This is a genomic window from Bifidobacterium sp. LH_230 (assembly GCF_056357555.1).
In genome coordinates this window covers 212,672-232,629 of record NZ_JBKEWJ010000003.1, presented here as the reverse complement: position 1 = coordinate 232,629, position 19,958 = coordinate 212,672, and the positions used below count along the sequence as shown (strand labels likewise).

General features: G+C 65.3%; 8 protein-coding genes and 1 other RNA gene. 6 read left to right on the top strand and 3 right to left on the bottom strand.

The genetic code is table 11. The annotated features are described in order from the left end of the window. Positions 1-554 precede the first annotated feature (554 nt). Complete coding sequence (asd, locus tag AC1A0G_RS02810) at positions 555-1,649, bottom strand: aspartate-semialdehyde dehydrogenase (RefSeq protein WP_476527321.1); 1,095 nt, start codon at positions 1,647-1,649, stop codon at positions 555-557. Between the two features lie 136 nt (positions 1,650-1,785). Between asd and AC1A0G_RS02805 the strand changes: the two genes are divergently transcribed. Next, positions 1,786-2,433, top strand: coding sequence for a DUF5701 family protein (locus AC1A0G_RS02805; protein ID WP_476527320.1), 648 nt, complete (start codon positions 1,786-1,788; stop codon positions 2,431-2,433). A gap of 446 nt (positions 2,434-2,879) precedes the next feature. On the opposite strand, the gene AC1A0G_RS02800 is transcribed toward AC1A0G_RS02805, so the two are convergent. Then, positions 2,880-4,277 carry a metallophosphoesterase family protein gene (locus tag AC1A0G_RS02800; RefSeq protein ID WP_476527319.1) on the bottom strand — a complete coding sequence of 466 codons (1,398 nt, stop codon included), beginning with the start codon at positions 4,275-4,277 and terminating at the stop codon, positions 2,880-2,882. A gap of 445 nt (positions 4,278-4,722) precedes the next feature. Between AC1A0G_RS02800 and leuA the strand changes: the two genes are divergently transcribed. Beyond that, the gene (gene leuA, locus AC1A0G_RS02795) at positions 4,723-6,636 is read left to right on the top strand and encodes a 2-isopropylmalate synthase (protein ID WP_476527317.1); all 1,914 of its coding nucleotides are present in this window, start codon (positions 4,723-4,725) and stop codon (positions 6,634-6,636) included. A gap of 255 nt (positions 6,637-6,891) precedes the next feature. On the opposite strand, the gene AC1A0G_RS02790 is transcribed toward leuA, so the two are convergent. Next, positions 6,892-9,306, bottom strand: a complete 2,415-nt coding sequence (locus AC1A0G_RS02790; RefSeq protein WP_476527315.1) for a transglycosylase domain-containing protein — start codon at positions 9,304-9,306, stop codon at positions 6,892-6,894. 277 nt (positions 9,307-9,583) lie between these two features. Between AC1A0G_RS02790 and AC1A0G_RS02785 the strand changes: the two genes are divergently transcribed. The 4 genes from AC1A0G_RS02785 (at position 9,584) to topA (ending at position 19,849) form a co-directional block, all read left to right on the top strand. Next, positions 9,584-14,515: a S8 family serine peptidase gene (locus AC1A0G_RS02785; protein WP_476527314.1), complete on the top strand. Its 4,932-nt coding sequence runs from the start codon at positions 9,584-9,586 to the stop codon at positions 14,513-14,515. A gap of 705 nt (positions 14,516-15,220) precedes the next feature. After that, an RNA gene (gene ffs / locus AC1A0G_RS02780) (signal recognition particle sRNA small type) lies at positions 15,221-15,317 on the top strand. A gap of 273 nt (positions 15,318-15,590) precedes the next feature. Then, complete coding sequence (locus tag AC1A0G_RS02775) at positions 15,591-16,763, top strand: phosphatase PAP2 family protein (protein ID WP_476527313.1); 1,173 nt, start codon at positions 15,591-15,593, stop codon at positions 16,761-16,763. A 92-nt stretch (positions 16,764-16,855) separates the two neighbouring features. Next, entirely contained in the window at positions 16,856-19,849 is a 2,994-nt protein-coding gene (gene topA / locus AC1A0G_RS02770; RefSeq protein WP_476527311.1) for a type I DNA topoisomerase, read from the top strand. The last annotated feature ends 109 nt before the right edge of the window (positions 19,850-19,958 follow it).

The window sequence follows — 19,958 nt, the reverse complement described above, 5'->3', positions numbered from 1 at the left end:
GGAGTTAACTATATATCAGGTCGCAAGGCCGATATAACTGAATCCCTTCTCTCTTCTTTCTCTTCTCTTCTTAAGAACCCGGCACTCGCCGGGTTCTTTCGTTTTGGGCGGAATGTCAGTATGCGGCTGCTTCGATGTTTTGCGATTCATCGTGGAGCGCAGCCCTGTTTCCGGCGCATCCGTGGGGTGATTCACTTGTGTATTCCGGGTTCCGCCCCGTTAAGGGCATCTTGAGTGGGGTGGAACCCGGAACAATCTCGGAACGCGCCCCGCTGAGAGGGTGCTGAGCGGGGCGGAACCCGGAACACACACGTGAATCGCCCCACCTGAGGGGTGCCGAACGGGGTAATTTCCAGAACGATTCTGGGATATGCCCCGCTGGGAGGGTGCTGAGCGGGGCGGTTCCGGGAATTATTCGGAGCCATGCCCCACGGAGAAGCCGCAGAACGGCAACCGACATGGAGGCCAATACAAAAAGCGATCTCCCGTGGATGATTCCGACGGGAAATCGCTTTGCATTGGCTTGCGCTGCGGATCGGCAGCGCAGACGCGGCCTACTTCTTGGTGATGTAGCCGAGGGCCTTGAGCATCTCGGCGCATTCAAGCGCGCCGCCGGCCGCGCCGCGCAGCGTGTTGTGCGCCAGTCCCACGAACTTCCAGTCGAAGATCGAATCCTCACGCAGACGGCCGATCGAGACTCCCATGCCACCCTCGTAATCGACGTCCAAGCGCACCTGCGGACGGTCGTCCTCGGTCAGGTACTGGATGAAGTGCTTCGGCGCATGCGGCAGGCCGAGTTCGGCCGCCTTCGACGTGTAGTTGACGAGCCGGTCGATCAGCTCCTCCTTCGTGGCCTTCTTGCCGAAGTTGAGGAACACGGTCGCGGTGTGGCCGTTGAGCACGGGCACACGGATGCACTGCGACGTGATGCGCAGCGGACCGTCGAACGGCACGATCTCGCCGCGCTCAGGATCGACGTGACCGAACACCTTGAGCGGTTCCTTCTCGCTCTTCGCCTCCTCACCGGAGATGAACGGGATGATGTTGCCCACCATCTCGGGCCAGTCCTTGAACGTCTTGCCCGCGCCGGAAATCGCCTGATACGTGCTCACGACGACCTCGCGCGGCTCGAATTCCTTCCACGCGGCCAGCGCCGGCGTGTACGCCTGGATCGAGCAGTTCGGCTTGACCGCGATGAAGCCGCGCGTGGTGCCGAGGCGACGCCGCTGGTGCTCGATCACCGCGAAATGCTCCGGGTTGATCTCCGGCACGACCATCGGCACGTCCGGCGTCCAGCGGTGCGCGCTGTTGTTCGACACGACCGGCGTCTCGGTCTTCGCGTAGCGCTCTTCGATCGCGCGGATCTGATCCTTCGGCATGTTCACGGCCGAGAACATGAAATCGACTCCGGCCGCGACCGACTCGGCATCGTCGCCGTCGACCACGGTCATGTGCCGCGCGTACTCAGGCATCGGCGTCTCGATCTTCCAACGGTCGCCGACCGCCTCCTCGTACGTCTTGCCGGCCGAATGCGCGGACGCGGCGAGCGTCGTCACCTCGAACCACGGGTGATTCTCGAGCAGCGTGACGAAACGCTGGCCGACCATGCCGGTCGCGCCGAGGATGCCGACCTTGAGTTTTTCGGACATACCAACCCCTATGTTTGTGCGGATAAACGAACTGCGAGTTGCCGACCATTGTACGAACCGCGCCGCCTAACGACCCGCCCGTTCCCATATGTTGGCCGGGAGAGCGGCTGGCCGGACCGCTGGTAGGCTGGTAGGCATGTCGATCGCATCGGATGAAGCACGCAAGCAGTTGGACCGTTTGGTGGCATTGGGGTACCCGGACGTGGCGGACATCTCCGCGGCCGCGTTCCGCGCGCTCGCCCGACCCCTGATCGCCGCGCTCGAGCAGTGCGATCCGGACGCCGACGATCCGCGATACCGTCTCGGCACGGATATTCTGCTGATTCCGACGCGCGAGCTTGTGTCGCCGGAATCGTTGATCGCACGTACCAGCATCTACCGCATGGCCGGATTCACGACGATGCCGCCGCGCGACATCGCCAGTTTCCTGCCGCAGGACGGGTTCGAGCCGCCGGAAGGGCCGTTCTATCTGGTCGTCGAACCGCACACCGGCACGTGCTATATCAACCGCGAGCCGGACGTGGCACGCAAGCTCATCGACTCCGACGAGCGCACGCCGCTCACGCTCGAAGAGGGTCTTGCGATCGCGACGCAGCACCCCGAGTGGTTACTCGAGAAGAACGGGTTCAATCTGCTCGGCTCGCGCAGCGCGGACGGCCGTGTGCCGAGCATCTGGATGAGCCAGAACGCGCCGCGGCTGGGCGCGGTGTGGCCGAATTCGCGGCACACGTGGCTGGGCAACGCGTACTGCATGTCGCGGCGCGGCGTGAGTTTGTTCAGATAACGGGATGATGACTTGCCGACTTCGGCTTCACGATGAGGCATGGACGAGTCATATTCTGTCATTTCGAGCGAGGCGCAGCCGAGTCGAGCAATCTTTGCGTGCGTCGATGGCAAGAGATTTCTCCGCTCGCTGTCGCTCGGTCGAAATGACAGGAATGATTATCATTCGGTCGAAATGACAGGAATATGGGATGCGAATAGCGCAGCCGACGATCGCATGAAGATAGTCATGCGAAGTGCCGCGATCATCGATACGAGAACTGGTACTCTGTCTGACCTGATGTGATGGGTCTGACGCTCCCCCAGTCAGCTACGCTGACGGCGTCCTGTAATTGCGGACGGCCTGCGGCCGCGTTTTGCTGGCTTGCTGTCGCTCGCGCCTTGCCTACAAACGCCTCGGGCGTTTGCTTTACGGCTCGGCCCTCAACCGAGGGGGCCGAGAACGCGTCAGCGCTTTGACTGTTTGAGCGCGGCGCGGATGACGGCGGCGAACGCGGCGGTGGTGCCGATCGTGACGCCGGCGAACACCTGCGGGCGGCGCAGCTCGTTGCGCAGGCCGATCGCGTCGGTGATGCAATGGTCCTCGAAGAACACGCGCAGCTCGTTGCTCGAATACCGGCCGACCAGCTCGCCCCACGTGAGCATGCGCGTCACGTAGTTGCGCGGATTGTCCTCGCGGAATTCGAACAGGCGCACGCCGCGGTAGCGCGACTTCGGACCGTAGCACTCGAATCCGCAGGTCGGCGCGTAGCCGAGATCGATGCCATCGACGTGACCGACGAACGAATTCTTGTGATCGTGCCCGCAGAACAGCGCGAAATAGCCGCCCGCGTCACGCATCGCGTCGACCTCGCCCACGTTCTCGTCCGCGCAGCCGATCGCCTCGCCGAGCCTAGAGCCGGGTCGGCAGATCTCGTGGTTGAGCACATAGCAGTGCCCGGCGAAATTGCGTGCGCCCTCCACCGCGTTCGGCGTCCACGGGCTCACCTCGGTCAGGCAGTCGTAGAACTCCTGCGGCGGGATGTGCTGGAACGCGATCGTCGGCACCGGCTTGCCGTCGCCGTTGCGCTCGGCAAAGTCACGCTGCACGGAACTGAGCCATGCGACCGCCTCCTCGCTCGGCGTGCCGTATCCGTCGGAATCGGCGAGGTCAAGACCGCGCGAATTGGCGACGTAACGCGGATACTGCGCGTCGTTCTCCTCCGGCTTGCCCGCATAGTCGCCCGAGTTGATCATCGTCACGCCCATCGCGACGCGGCCCGAGCCGTCCGACGCGGCGACCGGCAGCGCGAACGTGCCCGGCTCGATCGAATCGGCCGGGTTCAGGCATCCCGGATACTCACGGTAGATGTCGTCCTGCTCGTCGGCGAGGATGCCGCACTGGAAGTCGTGATTGCCGTAGGTCGCGGCGAACGGCACGCCGGCGCGCACGATGGGCCCTAGGAACGCGCTGAACGTGTCGCGCACCTTCTGCCGGGTGTCGTCGAGCAGATCGTCGAGCGTGACGACGTCCTCGACCGGCGGCACGTCGGGGTTGCGGCGGGCGGCGATGCGCCGGTGGATGCCCTTGAGCTTCGCCTCGACCTCGGTGACGAGCCGCACCTTCGCGCCCGGATTCTCGCCGCGGCGGCGCAGGAACGTGTCGATGTACGCCGGATCGTAGCCGCGGATCTGATCGCCGGTGAACACGACGAGATCGGGGTCGGCGGCCTTGATCGCGGCCTCGATCATGCGGATCGTGTCGGGGTGGACGTTCGGGCCGTCCTGGATGTCGGCCATCTGCAGCACGCGGAACGTGCCGTCTTCGCGGAACTTGAGTTCGGTGTGCGGTGTGCGGTGTGTCATGCACCCCATCTAACCGTGCGGCGTCCGCGAACTCCATGCGAACGCCGCGATCTGTGCGGGAGTATCACGTTTGCGCAACCGTGCGTTTCCCGAACGTTCCGATTGGCAGATGACCGACCGGCGACGGTTGCGTGACGATCGTGCGGGGGTTGCGTGACGATCGTGCGGAGGTTGCGCGGTGCTGGACGTCGACTGTGCGCCGGCCGAACGTCGGTTGCGTGACAATCGTGCGATGACTGCGTGACGGTTGCGCGGCGATCGGACGCAGGTTGTGATGACCGTCGCCAAATGCCGGAATGACGGCGATTTGCGGGGGTAAGACCGGTATGATGAAAGGTTGTATATGTTACGTGCGCGTAAACGATGCGTGCTGACATGCAGACAACCGTCGCCGGACGTGCCGGCGAACCCCGAAACACGAGGAATTCCAAGAAAAGGAGGAGTGATGGGTCAGGATCAATCGTCAGTGTTTGATCTCGCGGCAGTCGCCGCAGCGTCCAACGGAGGGAACAACGACCCGCTGCTGCCTCCGGCGCGATTCATCGGCGACCCGCAGAAGCCGAGCAAGATGCCGTACAACAAGTACGCCGCCTACGACAAGCAGGTGCCGTTCGACTATCCGCAGCGCACGTGGCCGGGCAAGCGCCTCGAACGCGCCCCGCGCTGGTGCTCGGTCGACCTGCGCGACGGCAACCAGGCACTCGTCAACCCGATGGATTCCGAACGCAAGCTGCGCTTCTGGAACCTGCTCGTCTCCATGGGCTTCAAGGAGATCGAGGTCGGCTTCCCGTCCGCGTCCGAAACCGATTTCGACTTCATCCGCATGCTCATCGAACGCGAGCTGATCCCGGACGACGTGACCATCGTCGTGCTCACGCAGTGCCGCGAGCACCTCATCCGCCGCACCTACGAGGCGCTGCGCGGCGCCAAGCGCGCGGTCGTGCACTTCTACAACTCCGTGTCCGTGCTGCAGCGCGAGGTCGTGTTCCGCAAGAACAAGGCCGAGATCAAGCAGCTCGCCACCGACGCCGCCGAACTGTGCAAGAGTCTCGAATCCGAGGCCAAGGGCATTGACCTGTACTACGAGTACAGCCCGGAGTCGTTCACCGGCACCGAGCCGGAGTACGCGGTCGAGGTGTGCAACGCGGTCATCGACGTCATCAAGCCGACGCCCGAGCACAAGATGATCATCAACCTGCCGGCTACGGTCGAAATGACCACGCCGAACGTGTTCGCGGACGAGGTCGAATACGTCTCCAACAACTTGAATGACCGCGACTCGATCGTGCTGTCGCTTCACCCGCACAACGACGAGGGCATGGGCGTGGCCGCCACCGAGCTGGCGCTGCTGGCCGGCGCCGACCGCGTCGAAGGCTGCCTGCTCGGCAACGGCGAGCGCACCGGCAACGTCGATCTCGTCACGCTCGGCCTGAACCTGCTCACGCAGGGCATCGACCCGCAGATCGACTACTCGAACGTGCCGGAGATCCGCAAGACGGTCGAGTACTGCAACCAGATCAAGATCTCCGAGCGTCACCCGTACGCGGGCAACTTCGTGTTCACCGCGTTCTCCGGCTCGCACCAGGATGCGATCAAGAAGGGCCTCGAGGCGCGCCAGATGGCCGCGGACCGTGCCGGCGCGGACCTCGACAGCTTCGTGTGGCTCGTGCCGTACCTGCCGATCGACCCGAAGGACATCGGCCGCACGTACGAGGCGATCATCCGCGTCAACTCGCAGTCCGGCAAGGGCGGCATGGCGTACCTGCTCAAGACGAACCACAACCTCGACCTGCCGAAGCGCCTGCAGGTGGAGTTCGACAAGATCGTGCAGAAGTACGCGGACGAGACGAAGAAGGAAGTCAAGGACGAGGATATCTGGCGTCTGTTCAAGGACGAGTACCTGCCGGTCGAGGAGTCGGGCGCGACGGCGGCCGGCGCGATCGTGGGCGATACCCGCGACGCGAGCCTCGAGCAGTGGGGCCGCCTGAAGCTGCTCAAGGTGTCGGTCTCCTCCGGCGAGGACGGTTCGGACACCGTGCTCAAGGCGAAGCTGCTCGACCGTGGCGCGGGCGCGGCGAACGCTGGCGAGCCGGTCGTGCGTGAGCTGAGCGGCATCGGCAACGGCCCGATCGCCGCGTTCATCAACGCGATCTCGAATCTCGGCATCGAGGTGTCGGTGATGGATTACGTCGAGCACACGATGTCCGTCGGCACCGACGCGATGGCCGCCTCGTACGTCGAGGCGCAGGTCGGCGAGGACGCGGAGAGCCAGATCATCTGGGGCGTCGGCATCGACTCCTCGATCATCACCAGCTCGCTCAAGGCGATCATCTCCGCGGTCAATAGGTCGGAACGCTGACATTTGTCAGCGTGCTGTGTTTGTCGGAGTACCCCACCCGTCAGCTTCGCTGACACCCTCCCCTGAAAGGGGAGGGAGATGTTTTCCCTCCCCTCTTAGGGGAGGGTGGCGCGAAGCGCCGGGTGGGGTACCACGCAGACGCTAGTCTGCGTTCCCAGAACAGAGCCGCGCGAAGCGCGTCTGGTAATCCTGATACGACGAAGGGCCTTCTTGCACATGTTTGCAAGAAGGCCCTTCGTGTGTGTTACGCAATCATCACTGGCCGGTGGTGTTGCCGGTGTTGCCGGTGCTGCCGGAATCGCCGCCGGAGGATTGGTTGCCGGAGGTCGTGCCGCCGGGCGACTGCGATCCCGATTCGGTGCCGGTCGTGCCGGATTGCGCGCCGTTCGACTGCGACTGGTCGCCGCCGGTGGATGTGCCGCCGTTCGACGTACTGCCCGACTGCGAGCCGGTCGACGAGCCGTCCGATTCCGACTGCGTGCCGGACTGGCTGGACTGCGAGCCGTTCTGCGACGATTCGCCGCCGTCCGTCGTACCGTCGCCGCCGTTGTTCTGCTGCTGCGACGACGACCCGCCGTTCTGCTGCGAGCCGGTCGAACCGTTCGACCCGGTCGTGCCGGAGCCGGTCGAGGACGACGATCCCGCGCCGAGTCCCCACGTGCCGTCCGGTCCGCCGATCTTGCCGTCGTCGGTCGCGGTCGGGAACTGCTCGACGTCGGTGCCGGCCAGCGCCTGGCTCATGAACTCGCTGAACAGGTGCGCCGGGTAGCCGGTCGAGGAGACGCCGTATCCGGAGAACTCCGGCACGACCTGCGGCGAACCGTTGTCGTCCGGGTTCCAGATCGCCCACACGTTGAGCAGTTGCGGCACATAGCCGACGAACGAGGCCGCGGTCTCGTCGTTCGCGGTGCCGGACTTGCCGGCGACCGCACGGCCCAGCGCGGCCGCGACGCCCGCCGCGGTGCCGTTGACGGTCGTGCCCTGCATGGCCTTCTGCACGAGCGCGCAATCGTTCGCATCGAACACCTGCTCGTTCGCGATCGTCGCCTTGTACATCTCCTTGTTGTCGCCGTCGGTCACGGTCGAGACGATGTGCAGCGTGTTCTTGACGCCGTTCGCGGCGATCGTCGAATGGCCCTGCGCCAGATCCCACGCGGTGATCGAGTTGATGCCGAGCACGTTGTACGGCGACGTTTCGTCGATCTCGCTTTCGATGCCGGCCTCATGCGCGATCTTGGCGATGCGCTGCGGCGTCAGATGCTCGTTGACGTTCATGAACACCGTATTCACCGAGTTCGCCGTGGCCTGGTACAGGTTGATGTACCCCCAGTTGATCTCGAGCGCATTGTTGACCTCGTTCTCGATGCCGGAGAAATGCTGGTGCGAGTTGCCGTTGAACAGCGTGCTGAAGTTCACGCCCTCCTGCGCGGCGCCCAGCAATGCGAACGGTTTCATGGTCGAACCGGGCTGGAACATGGCCTGCGTGGCGTTGTTGTACTGGTGCTTGAGATAGTCCGGGCCGCCGTACATGGCTTTGACCGAACCGTCGCGCGGATCGACCGCGATGCCGCCCACCTGAATCGACTCGGGCATGCCGTCCGGCCGCGTGTCGCCCACGGTCTGGATCTCGTCCTGCATGGTCTTGTCGATCGTGGTGACGATCTTGTATCCGCCCGTCTCGATGTCGTCCTTGGTGAACGTGCCCGAATTGATCAGCTCGTTCTCCACGGTGGTCAGCAGGTAGCCGTTGTATCCGGAGAACGTGTTGTTCTGCGAGACTTCGATCGTGTCCGGCAGCGAGTTCGCCTTGCTGTGCTCGGCGGCGGTGATGTAGCCGTCCTCCTCCATGATGTTGAGCACGCGCTTCATGCGCTGCGTGGCCATCTTCGCGTTCACGGCCGGGTCCCACGTGGACGGCGCGGGGATGATGCCCGCGATCATCGCGGCCTGCTGCAGCGTCAGGTCCTTCGCGTCCTTGCCGAAGTACGCCTGCGCGGCGGCCTGGATGCCGTACGCGCCGCGGCCGAGATAGATCGTGTTCATGTAGTTGCACAGGATCTCGCTCTTGTCCTGCGCCTGCGCGAGCTTGAGCGCGAGGATCGCCTCGCGCGCCTTGCCCACGTACGACGTCGTTTCGCCCAGATAGTAGCGTTCTGCGTACTGCTGCGTGATCGTCGAACCGCCCTGGCGCGTGCCCTTGGTCACGTTGTTGAGCAGCGCGCGGCCCATGCCCTTTAAGTCGATGCCCTTGTTCGTGTAGAACGTGCGGTCCTCGGACGAGACGATCGCGTTGCCGATGTAGTCCGGCAGGTCGTTGCACTGGATGATCTGGCGGTTCTGTTCGGCGAACGAGCCGATCTTGGTGGTGCCGTCCGCGTAGTAGACGGTGGTCGTCTGCGACAGCGCGATCTTGTCGGCCTGCGGGATTTCGGTGGTGATATAGAGGTATGCGAACGCGCCGATGCCGGTGACCAGACCGAGCGCGAACAGGCCGAGGATGACCTTAAGAATAATGTGCCGGTTGCGGCGGGGTCTCTTGGAACCGGACGCGCGATGCGAGCCGTGGCCGCTGCGTCGGTTGACGGGGCGACGGGTCGACGAACTGCGCGACGAACGGCCCGAGTGGGCCGCCGCGTGGCGCGATCCGGAAGTACTGCGTGATGAAACCATGATCACCACCGTAACGTTTCGCCTTGAAAACGACGGCCGGTATCCGCATGACGACGGCGGTGGCAAAGTGAATTTTTCCTGAATTTACACATTTGGCCGGGAGCGTGTCTAATAGGAAAGCGCTTACTCCCGATTGGGATGCGGCGACTGTGTGATGGCTGTGAGCCGGCTGGGCGACGTGGACATGTTGCATGGGTGAACGCTCACAGCGACTAGTATTACGCGCAACTCGTCGCATATCTGTGCGGCGGGGAACCGTAAGGGGAAGGAAACAAGCATGGCTGACAAGCAATGGCCACGCTGGGTCGCGATCGCGGCCAGCGTCGCGATGCTCGGCGCTCTGCCCGCGGGGGTGGCGAACGCCGCGCCGCAAGCGGAGGCGAACACCGCCGATGCCGCCGGTGCGCTGAGCGGACAGGTGTCCGCGAAGGTGCTCGGCGCCAAGGGAGACATCACCGCGTTCGTGCAGACCACCGGCGAATCCGGCGTCGAGGCGAAGGCAAGCGCGCTCGACTCGCTCAACCATCAATGGTCGTTCAAGTCGCAGGAACAGAAGGAAGACGAAGCCGCCAAGGCCGGCGAAGACAGCGCCGCCAAGGCTGAGGACACCGCGAACGGCGTGTTCGGCCAGCTCAAGCAGCTCGACGCGAACGCGCAGCAGCTGTACACCACGTCGTACGCGATCTCCGGCATCGCCGTCAAGGCCGACGCCGCCGCGCTGCGCAAGCTCGCCGAACAGTCCGACAAGGTCGTGTCCGTTTCGGCCATCACGCCGAAGACCGCCACCACCGTCTCCACCGAGGACACCACCGCATCCGAGAACGCGGCCGCCAAGCAGGCCGACGCCGCCGCGCAGCAGGCCGCCGGCAGCGAAAAGCCCGCCAACAAGAACAGCGATCCGCTCGTCAACGCCGTCAAGACTTGGACGCAGACCGGCAACACCGGCGAAGGCGTGAACGTCGCCGTCGTCGACACCGGTCTCGACTACACGCACGCCGACTTCGGCGGCGCGGGCACCACCGCGGCCTACGACACCGCGCTCGCCTCCAAGGCCGACCCGCTGACCGATCCGACGCTGAGCAAGCTGCTCGACAAGACCAAGTTCAAGGGCGGCTACGACTTCGCCGGCCCGATCTACGGTTCCAAGGACGCCAACGGCCAGACCATCGAAACGGCCGAGCCTGACGCCAACCCGATCGACGGCAAGGGCGGCCACCACGGCACGCACGTCGCCGGCACGGTCGCCGGCTACGGCGTGACCAAGGACGGCAAGACCCTCAAGGCCGACTACACCAAGCTCACCGACGGCGACGTCGCCGGCCTCGAAGTCGGCCCCGGCTCGGCCCCGAAGGCCAGCCTGTACTCACTGAAGGTCTTCGGCGACAACGGCGGCACCACCGGCCTCGTGCTCGAGGCGCTCGACTGGGTCGCCAAGCACAACCTCACCGCGGCCGACGCCGACAAGATCGACATCGTCTCCATGTCGCTCGGCGGCAGCTTCGGCGCGTCCGACGACCCGGAGAACAAGGCCGTCGACAACCTGACCAAGGACGGCGTGCTCTCCGTGATCGCGGCCGGCAACGACGGCGACGTCACCGACATCACCGGCGCCCCCGGCACCGCGACCAGCGCGCTGACCGTCGCGGCCAGCCAGTCCGGCAAGACCCTGCAGGACGCCGTCGAGGCGACCTCCGGCCCGCTCAAGGGCACGAAGCTCGCCGGCCAGTACTCGCAGAACTACACCAAGCTTGACGACTTCTCCGTCGAAGGCAAGGTCGTGCGCGTCAAGGCCGCCGACAACCTCGAAGGCTGCGCGCCGTACTCCGCCGAGGACGCGGCCGCCGTCAAGGGCAACATCGCGTACGTCGAATGGAACGACGCGGCCGTCAACTGCGGTTCCGGCAAGCGCTTCAACTACGCCGAGCAGGCCGGCGCGATCGGCATCGTCTTCGGTTCGCAGAGCAACATCCCCGAAGCGGGCATCGCCGGCAACGCCGACATCCCCGGCTTCCAGTTCGTCAAGGACGCGACCGAGAACAAGCAGCTCCAGCAGTCCATCGACGACGGCACGCTCACGCTCAAGCTGGCCTCCAGCCTGCGCCTGAGCGAGGACGTCGACTACTCGGCCGAAGCCGCCGACACGATCGCATCGTTCACCTCGCGCGGCATCCACGGCTCGTACGACGGCACCGTCAAGCCCGACGTGGCTGCCCCCGGCGTCGGCATCATCTCCGCCTCCGCCGGCACCGGCGCCGCATCCGAGGTCATGAGCGGCACCTCGATGGCCACCCCGCTCACCTCCGGCGTGGCCGCGCTCGTGCGCTCCGCCCACAAGGATTGGGACGCCTACACCGTCAAGGCGCAGCTCATCAACACCGCCGACCATGACGTGCTCACCGCTGACCGCAAGACCGCGTACGGCCCGCTGCGCGTCGGCACCGGCCGCATCGACGCGCTCGCCGCCGTCAACAACGGCGTGCAGGTCACGTCCGACAACACCGCGGCCGTCACCGGCCAGTTCGGCGTCGTGCAGGTCACCAAGGCCGGATACACCGCCAAGAAGACCTTCACCGTCACCAACAAGACCGATCAGGCGCGCACCTACAAGGTGTCGTACGATCCGCGCGTCACCACGCCGGGCGTCGACTACCAGGTGAGCACTGACACCGTCACCGTTCCCGCCAACGGCACCGCCACGTTCGACGTCACGCTGAGCATCCCGGACCAGTCCAAGCTCGAGCACACCGCCGATCCGACCAAGGAACTCGAAGTCGCCGGCCTGCCGTCCAGCTACGTCACCGACGCGAGCGGCATCGTCAAGCTCACGCCGGCCGATCCGTCCGCCAAGGACGCGTACGGTCTGCGCGTGGCCGTCTCCGCCGCACCCAAGCCGGTCTCCGAAACCACCGCCGCCTATCAGCAGAACGCCGACGGCAACGGTACGCTGACCATCTCCGGCCACGGCATCAAGCAGGGCGACGCAGCCAACGGCACCGCGTACGAATCCAAGTTCGTGCCGCTCGTCAACGCGATCTCCGATCCGGTCGACGGCTACTACGGCGACGCGAAGAGCGATCCGGACGCCGCACAGCGCAGCCTCGGCGCGGCCGACATCCGCTCGATCGGCTACTCGTCCACCGCACCGCAGCTCGCCGACAAGTCGCAGGGCATGCTGAACTTCGGCGTGGTCACCGACTGGACGTGGAACCACTTGGGCAACGTGTTCATGCCGGACATCGTGTTCCTCACGCCGTACGGCCAGTTCCTGCTGTCGGTGAACAACACCAACGGCGGCGCACAGGCCGACACCGCGTACGCCGTCACGTATCTGGTCGACTCGAAGAGCGGCTCGCTGCTCGGCATCGTCGACCAGGAGCCGATCGACGACGTGTACATCAACGATTCCAACCAGGTCGTGCTCTCCGTCAAGCTGTCCGCGATCGGCTTCACCGCCGACGATGCGAGCGCTCCGGTACAGTTCATGGGCCAGACCGAATCGCTGTACGCGGCCGGCAACACGAAGAACCAGTACATCGCCGACGTGACCAAGAGCGCCGAGATCGACGCGTACAACCCGGACCTGTGGTTCGGCGACGCCGGCCAGTCCGGCAACGGCGTGAGCGCGTTCGACGACCAGGACGGCACCACGGTGGCCGTGCACTCGACCGCCACCCGTACCGCCGCGGCCGAACCGCTCGTGCTGCACCAGCTCGGCCAGATGCCGGATTCGGTGAACAAGCTCAACCTCAAGGCCGCGCTTGACACCGCCGCCGGACTGGACGAGAGCGCGTACACCGCCGACTCGTGGAAGACGTTCAAGGCCGCCTACGATGCGGCGCAGACCGTCTACGCCAACCCGATCGCCAAGCAGGCGGACGTGGACACCGCCACCGCGAACCTGACCAAGGCGACCAAGGCGCTCGTCGTGCTCGTCAAGAAGGATGCGCTGAAGGCCGCGCTTGACGCCGCCGCCGGTCTGAACGAGGCCGACTACACGCCGAACTCGTTCAAGCCGTTCAAGGCCGCGTACGACAAGGCCAAGGCCGTGTACGCGGACGAGAAGGCGAGCCAGGCCGATGTGGACGCCGCCACCAAGGCGCTGACCGACGCGCAGGCCGCGCTCGTCAAGGCCGCCAACAAGACGGCTTTGAAGGAGACGATCGACAAGGCGTCGAAGCTCAACGAGTCCGACTACCGTCCCGAGGCGTGGCCGGCGTTCACCGCCGCGCTCGAGTCGGCCAAGACCGTGTACGCGGATGCGAACGCCACGCAGTCCGATGTCGACGCCGCGCTGAACAAGCTGGTCGCCGCCATCAATGAGCTGGAATCCAACAAGGCCGCCGACAAGACCAAGCTCGGCATCGTGCTCGGCGCGGCCGCGAAGCTCAACGAGTCCGACTACACGCCGGTTTCCTGGGCTGCGTTCGTGGCCGCCCGTGACGCCGCGCAGCAGGTGTACAACGATGCGAACGCCACGCAGGACTCCGTCGACTCCGCCGCCAAGGCGCTGGCCGATGCGGCCGCCAACCTGGTGAAGGCCGCCGACAAGACCAAGCTCAAGGCGGTTCTGGACTCCACTGCTGGGCTCAAGGAATCCGATTACACCGCCGATTCGTGGACCGCGTTCGCTGCGGCCCGTGATGCCGCGCAGAAGGTGTACGACGATGCCAATGCTTCGCAGGCGGATGTGGATGCCGCGGGCAAGGCGCTCGCCGGGGCCTACGCCGATCTGAAGAAGGTCGAGCAGCCGGCCGAGGTGTCGAAGAGCGCGCTGAAGGCGGCTCTGGATGCTGCGGCTTCGCTCAAGGGGTCCGATTACACCGCTGCTTCGTGGGCTGCGTTCGTGGCGGCTCGCGATGCGGCGCAGAAGGTGTATGACGATGCCGGGGCTTCGCAGGCCGCGGTCGATGCCGCCGCCGGTGCGCTGAACAAGGCCGTTGCGGCGTTGGTCAAGGCGCAGGCGGGCGAGAAGCCGGGCCAGCCGGGCGCGGGCGAGAAGCCTGCCAAGCCGGGTGCCGGCGACAACGGCCAGCAGCCGGGCAACAAGGCGCCGTCCAAGAACGGTGCCGAGACCGAGAAGCAGGCCGAGCTTACGCAGACCGGTTCCTCCGTCGCGCCGTTCGCCGCGGTGATCGCGCTGGCCGTTGCGGCCGCCGCAGCCCTGCTCGAGCTGCGCCGTCGCACCGCCGCCCACACCCGTCGCCACTGACATCGCTGACGGATCGCGGTGAAGGTGCCGGCATCCGCCGACGCCTTCCGTGATATGCCCCGCTGGGAGTGTTCCCCGCGGGGCATTTTTCATAAGGCTTCGGCGTTCCGCCCCGCGGGGAGCGGCCCGTGCGGGGCGGTTCCTAGCGAATATCCGCGTTCGGCCCCGCCAGAGCCGCTCTCCGCGGGGCAAAACGCCGAAGCGGGTCGCGAATTGCCTCGCTGGGACCGTTCCTAGCGGGGCAGGACGCTGAAGTCGGGTGCGTGTCGCCCCGCCAAGGGGGTTCCTAACGGGATGAACCACTGAGATTGAGCGCGTCTTGCCTTGCCAGACCGTTCTAGCGAGGCAAGACGTGAGTGCATTCCGTGATATGCCCCATTTAATCCGCCTCTAGCGTGGCGGGACGCGGACGCTTTCGAGAATCGGCCCCGCGGGAAGAGTCGCCCATGCGACCGGTGCCTCGGGGCGGCGCCGTATTCGGTTATGTAAGCACTGAGCGCAACTATTCCCGGAAAAAAAGACGTTGATTCCCTGAAATAGTTGCGCTGACCATGTCTCAGTGCAACTATTTCAGGAAAACAGCCCCGTGTTCCGAGAATTGTTGCGTTGAGCCGTCACCAGCGCAACAAATCTCGGACGAAGCCGTTGATTTCCGAGAATTGTTGCGCGGAACACACGGATTCGTCCGGGCATGATGTACACTAGTGAAAGCCTCCACGCGGCGCTATGTCACCCAACTCCCCCAGGGCAGGAATGCAGCAAGGGTAAGTGGCCTCTGACGGGTGCGTGGAGGTTTTTCATTGCTTCACCGCTGCCGGCGCCGTGGCCTGATGCGGATCGAAGAGGTTCAAGGCGTTAAAGACCAGCCCGGGAAGATCGGGGCCGCAAAGCACGATTCGAGCACCGTTGCGTGATATTCATGCGAGTACCCGCCCGTTACTGGCCGTTTCATCACGCGAATGGCCCTGTTTGCGTGATATTCGTGCGGGTATCGGACCGGAACTGGCCGTTTTGTCACGCAAAGGAACGGCCCGCGAGGCCGCCGGGCATCCGCGGCCATCGTAGAATCGTGGATATGACCGACGAACAGCAGCCCATCGCGCCCCCTCCCACACCATTCGTGCCGTTGCACCTTCCGGATCAGTCATCGGCACAGACCGGGTCCGCGGCACAGTCCGGGGAATCATCGTCGGCCTCGGCCATCGACGGCACCGCGATCGGCGACGCCACGAACGTCATGGCGCCGGTTATCGGCGGCCTCAACCCAACGGAACCGGGCGCCGCGCAATCCGCCCCAACCGACGCCGAATCCGACCCGCTGCTCGCCCGTCCGCGCGTGTCGAGCCGCATACTGTGCGTCGTGTTCGGGCTGCTGCTTATCGCCGCCGCGTTCGGCGTGTGGTGGCTCGGCGTGCGCACCGAAACCGGCCAATCCTACGACGAGATCGTCGTCACGGGATTCGACAACGCGCTGCCCGGCTGGCTTGCGGCGACGCTCAGTCCGTTCATCGATTGGAACGTAGGCACGGTGATCCTCAATCTCACGGTGCTGCTGTCGCTGCTGCTCGGCGCGATCGCGGTCGTGGTGACGATCGTGCGCAAACGTTGGCTGTTGCTGGCCCAATCCGTCGTGATCGTCGTGTTGAGCTACGCGTCGACGTTCCTCAAGGAACTGCTGCCGCGGCCGTATCTGATCGATACGCAGACGCCTCACGCGAATTCCGCGCCGTCCGGTCACACGATTCTCGCGGCGGCCGCGTCGGTGCTCCTGCTGATCGCCGTGCCGCGCGTATGGCGAGCGGTGTGTGCGGCGATATCGGCCGGATTCACTGCGGTGATTGGGCTTTCGGTGATCGCCGGCGGCTGGCATCGACCGACCGACGCGGCGATGTCGGTACTGCTGGTCGGCGGCTGGACGCTGATCGTGCTCGCGTTCACGGCGAGGAACGGTATGGACGAGCCGGGCGGCCGCGTCTCGTCGGCGAGTATCCAGATCGTCGGCACGGTGATGATTACGGCCGGACTGCTGGCCTGCGCATACGCTGCATACGTTATCTGGCAGGTGCTGCCGGGACTTGCGCTGAGCGCGGCATGGTCCGCCTCGGGCGCGTATCTGTCGACGATCGTGGGCGTGAACGGGGTGACGCTGCTGACCGTCGGGCTGGTGCTCGCGATGCGGCAGCTGACCGCCGCCCCGCTGAGCCGGCTCGGACTGATCGGAGCCCCACCCGCCCCACCGCAGCAGTAGCGAGGCCGCAGCCGCCACACGACGGTTTTGGCCTTTGGCCGCACGTCATGGTTAATATGACGTTCCGTAAGGCAAGTATGTAAGGAGCAGTCATGGCAACCGGCAGCAAGCTCGTCATCGTGGAGTCTCCCACCAAAGCCAAGAAGATCGGCGGGTATCTCGGCGAAGGGTACACCGTCAAGGCATCGGTGGGCCACATCCGCGATCTCGCCCAGCCCAGCCAGGTGCCCGCCGCCGACAAGGAGAAGTTCGGTAAGTTCGGCGTGGACGTCCAGGACGGGTTCAAGCCGTATTACATCGTCGACGGCGACAAGAAGAAAACCGTCGCCGACCTCAAATCCGCGCTGAAAACGGCCGACGAACTCTACCTCGCAACCGATGAGGATCGCGAAGGCGAGGCGATCGCGTGGCACCTCGTGCAGACGCTCAAGCCGAAGGTGCCGGTCAAGCGCATGGTCTTCCACGAGATCACGCCCGAGGCGATCAAGGCGTCGCTGACCAACACGCGCGACGTGGACGGCGCGATGGTCGACGCGCAGGAGACGCGCCGCATCCTCGACCGACTCTACGGCTATGAACTCTCGCCGGTGCTGTGGCGCAAGGTCGGTCCCGGCCTGTCCGCCGGCCGCGTGCAGTCCGTCGCCACGCGACTGATCGTCGAGCGTGAGCGCGAGCGCATGGCGTTCGTCCGCGCACCCTACTGGGACGTGACCGCCGAACTCGTCGCCCCTGACGCGGAGGGTCAGGACGCGCAGTTCGACGCGCGCATGATCTCGCTCGGCGGCAAGCGTCTCGCTGTCTCCAAGGACTTCGGTGCGGACGGCAAGCTCACGCCGGACGGATTCGCCGGCAACGTCCTGCAGCTCGACGAATCGTCCGCGAACGCCGTCGCCGAAGCGCTCAAAACCGCCGCGTTCACGGTGCTGTCCACCGAATCCAAGCCGTACCGCCGCCGCCCGCAGCCGCCGTTCACCACGTCGACGCTGCAGCAGACCGCCGGCAACCGGCTCGGCATGAGCTCGCGCCAGACCATGCGTGCCGCGCAGGGCCTGTACGAGAACGGTTACATCACGTACATGCGTACCGATTCGGTCACGCTCTCGCAGGAGGCGATCGCGGCCGCGCGCAACGCCGTCGAATACCATTTCGGCAAGGCGTTCCTGTCGGATGCGCCCAAGCAGTATGCGACCAAGACCGCCGGCGCGCAGGAGGCGCACGAGTGCATCCGCCCGGCCGGCGCGCGGTTCCGTGATCCGGCCGAACTGGCGAGCCTCGTGCCGCCGGATCAGCTGAAGCTGTATACGCTGATCTGGCAGCGTACGTTGGCATCGCAGATGGCCGACGCGACCGGATCGACCGCGACCGTGCGGCTTTCGGCACCGGCGGGTGCGGCGTACGGCGAGGCCGTGTTCCAGGCTTCGGGCACGGTGATCGAGTTCTTCGGCTTTATGAAGGCGACCGGGGAGGGACGCAAGGCGACTGGGGCAGCCGGTGACAAGGGTGCGAACGATGGCAAGGGCGATGGCAAGGCCGCGAAGAACAGCGAGGAGAACGCGTCGCTGCCGCCGATGAGCGTCGGCCAGCAGGTGAGCGTGGACGACGTGACCGCGGACGGCCACGAGACGCAACCGCCGGCACGCTACACCGAGGCGTCGCTCGTCAAGACCCTGGAGGCCAAGGAGATCGGCCGTCCGTCGACGTACGCGAGCATCATCTCGACGATCATCGACCGCGGATACGTGTACGAGCGTGGCCGTGCGCTCATCCCGTCGTGGCTGGCGTTCTCGGTCATCAAACTGCTCGAGACGAAGTTCCCGAAGTACGTGGATTACGAGTTCACGGCCGACATGGAGAACGGGCTCGACCAGATCGCTCACGGGCGTGAAACCGGGCGCGACTGGCTGACCCGGTTCTACTTCGGATCGGGCGAGGGCACGGCCGCGAACGCCGACGAGGCGCACGCGGGTCTGCAGCAGCAGGTCGCGCAGCTTGGCGAGATCGATGCGCGCGCGATTAACACGATCGACATTGGCGACGGTCTGCACGTACGCGTCGGCCGTTACGGCCCGTATCTGGAGGATATGGAGCATCTGGACGCGGAGGGCAACCCGAAGCGCGCGTCGCTGCCGGAGACGCTCGCGCCGGACGAGCTGACCGTCGAGGTCGGGCACGACCTGATCGAGCACAATTCGGGCGGGCCGCGCGTGCTGGGTGTGGACCCGGTGAGTGGCGGCACGGTCGAGGTGCGCAACGGACGGTTCGGGCCGTATGTGGCGCTGGTGCCGGCGGAGGCTGCTGAGGCCGGTGCGGGAGAGGCCGCTGCGGCTGAGACGGGAGACGCCGAGGCTGAGGCTGCGGGTAAGACCGCCGCCAAGACCAAGGTCAAGAAGACCACCAAGAAGGCCGCGGCCGCGCCGAAGCCCAAGATGGCGTCGCTGTTCAAGACGATGAGTCCCGAATCGCTCACCCTCGAGGACGCGCTGCGACTGCTCAGCCTGCCGCGCCTCGTGGGCTCGTACGAGGAGACGAACGCCGAAACCGGCGAGATCTCTGAGGTCAAGGTCGAAGCGAACAACGGTCGTTACGGCCCATACCTGACCAAGACCGGCGCGGACGGCAAGAGCGAGACGCGCTCGCTCGGCTCCGAGGACGAGATCTTCACGGTCGACATCGACAAGGCGAAGGAACTGTTCTCGCAGCCGAAGTACGGTCGCGGCCGTGGACGCGGCGCGGCCAAGCCGCCGCTGCGCGAGCTCGGCCCGGACCCGGAGACCGGCAAGCCGGTGACCATCAAGGACGGCTTCTACGGTGCGTACATCACCGACGGCGAAACCAACCGCACGGTGCCCAAGCAGTACACGCCCGAGTCGATCGAACCGGCAGAGGCGTTCCGACTGCTCGCCGAAAAGCGTGCGGCCGGCCCGGCCAAGAAGCGCACGCGCAAGACGGCGACGAAGTCGGGCACGACCGCGAAGAAGACGACCACCAAGTCGACGGCCAAGAAGACCACGGCCGCCAAGACCAAGGCGTCCTCTTCCGCGAAAAAGACGACCACGCGCAAAACCGCCGCGAGAAAGGCCGAATGACGATGATATGGGGTTTCTTCACTCTTGAAGAAGCCCCATTTTCGTTGTGCATGCGGTAGCTGTTTGTCGCGAGACCGCGTGATGTTTTCGGAAGCCATATCCGGAGACG